Origin of the sequence: Pontibacillus litoralis JSM 072002 (assembly GCF_000775615.1) — a bacterium.
In the GTDB taxonomy this organism is placed as follows: Bacteria; Bacillota; Bacilli; order Bacillales; family BH030062; genus Pontibacillus; species Pontibacillus litoralis.
Genome location: NZ_AVPG01000050.1, coordinates 1 through 2,364, shown reverse-complemented (window position 1 = coordinate 2,364; position 2,364 = coordinate 1). Strand labels below are relative to the sequence as shown.

Here is a 2,364-nt window from a genome sequence, read left to right as displayed (position 1 = left end):
ATTAAATGTGTTCATCGTATTCACACTTTTATTAAGCATTTTTATTCCACAATCAGTGTTTGCTTACACTGTATCAGGGGATGAAGCGAATCCAACGTTAACCATTAACAAATTTGAACGTGAACCAGGTGCACTAGAAGGAGAACCAGGTACAGGTGGAGACCAAACACCTCCAAGTGATGCTACACCACTACAAGGGGTAGAGTATACGATTACACAAACGCACTCTTATGATCCTGCAACAGATGAGTGGACAGAAGTAACAGGTGGTGCAACCCTTACAGAAACAACAGATGCAAATGGTCAAGCAGTATTTTCAACTGGAAATGGTCTTGAACTAGGCCGCTATACGGTTGAAGAAACAAATGGCCCAGATCATGTTATTTTGAACCCAGAAACATTTTCAGTAGATATTCCGATGACGAATAAAGAGGGTACGGAATTAAACTATGATGTAAAGATTTACCCTAAGAACGAAACGATTCGTTCTGGTGCAGAGTTAATTAAGAAAGATGCTGATGGTAACCTATTACAAGGAGTAGGATTTACACTATATAACGAAGATGGTACTGTAGCGACAGATGATGAGGACAACCAAATTGGCGAGTTAACAACAGATGCTAACGGTAAAATTACAGTCGATAATCTAGCTCAAGGAAAATATTATTTCCAAGAAACAACAACACCTGATGGATTCGCAACAAACCATACAAAAATTTGGTTTGAAGTGAAGAAGGATACAAATGGCCAGGATATCGTAGTAGACTGGACGCCAGTTGATGGCTTTGTTGATGCAAATGGTCATGTAACGAACTACAAAGAGCCTGAAATCGAAAAAGACGTAGAAGGCCAAGGACATTTAGATGTTGATCGCGATAAAGAGTACAAATATAACATGACAATTAAAACACCACAAGATATTAATAAGTATAAAGCATTAGGCGTAACAGATACATTGGATAATCGTTTAGAGTTTATTGCAGATGGAAGTATTACGGATGGATGGGAAGTAACAGGTACAACGAAAGGGAACATTACGTTTACACAAAATGGACAAGAATTAGTTTGGGAAGTTAACGACCTAAGTCAATTAACTCCAGGTGAAGATATTACAATTACATTCACGGCAAAAATTAAGCCAGATGCAGTGTTAGCTAATGGAGAAGTTGGTATCGAAAACACGGCTAGTCTTGACTTTAATAACGATAATGGACATTGGACGGAAAAGTATCCAACAGACCCAACAGACCCAACAGATCCGGTTGATCCACCGACAACACCACCAGTTACCGTAACACCAACAGAAGGTGGCGTACAAGTGATTAAGGTAGATGCTTCTGATAACTCTATTACATTAGAAGGAGCAGAATTTAAATTAACGACAGACGAAGCTGGAGAAAACGTAGTTAATACAACGGAAACAGGAGATGTTGTTACAGTAAATGGTACTGTTCATAACGGTTTGTTAGAAAACCTTACGACAGATGCAAATGGTGAATTTTCTATCGAAGGGCTAACACCAGGAACGTATTATTTACATGAGACAAAAGCTCCAACATATACAGACAAAGATGGTAATGAAAAACCATATCGTTTATTAACTAATGCCATAGAAGTAACGATTACAGACGATGTAACTTCAAATGAATATGAAGTAATGGTTGAGAACTCTAAGTCTGGTTGGGAACTTCCAACAACAGGTGGAATTGGTTCTACACTATTCACTCTATTCGGTTTAACTTTGATGGGAATCGCGCTAGTACTATTCTTACGTCGTAGAAATTCTGCAGCATAATAACACTACTTGAGTAAGTGGGAGAACATCTCTCCCGCTTATTCTAGTTAAAATATTATTTACTATAGGAGGGGAACGGAATGAAGAAAGCACTGGTAATTGCTATATTTGTTATTGGGTTGGGCATCTTTTCCTATCCTATCATAAGTAATCTTTTAGCGACTAAAGTCCATTATAGCGTTATAAATGATTACAATGAGACCGTTGAGAAAATGAATGAAGAAGCAATAAAAGAGGAGAAAGAGAAAGCCAATAAACACAATGAAGAATTAAAAGATTCCGAGATGGTGTTTGTTGACCCTTATGCAGGAACGAATGACGCATCAAATGAACATAGTGGGAACAAAAGCTATTATGACGCAATGAACATTCAAGATTCAACTATTGGCAGCATTGAAATACCGAAGATCGACGTAGAGCTTCCTGTTTATCACGGAACGAATGAAAAGGTTTTATCACAAGGAGCTGGTCATTTAGAAAATTCTTCACTTCCGACTGGTGAAAAAGGAACACACAGTGTCATTACAGCGCATAGAGGTTTGCCAAGTGCGAAGATGTTTCGAGATTTA

General features: G+C 38.1%; 2 protein-coding genes. Both read left to right on the top strand.

Features of this window, described 5'->3' with window-relative positions; translation table 11 throughout:
• Window positions 1–1,795: SpaH/EbpB family LPXTG-anchored major pilin (locus N784_RS15585; protein ID WP_156965296.1), on the top strand; the 1,795-nt coding region annotated here is incomplete at its 5' end.
• A gap of 80 nt (window positions 1,796–1,875) precedes the next feature.
• Window positions 1,876–2,364 (top strand): class C sortase (locus N784_RS15580; RefSeq protein ID WP_036836481.1); only part of this gene is annotated, 489 nt, incomplete at its 3' end.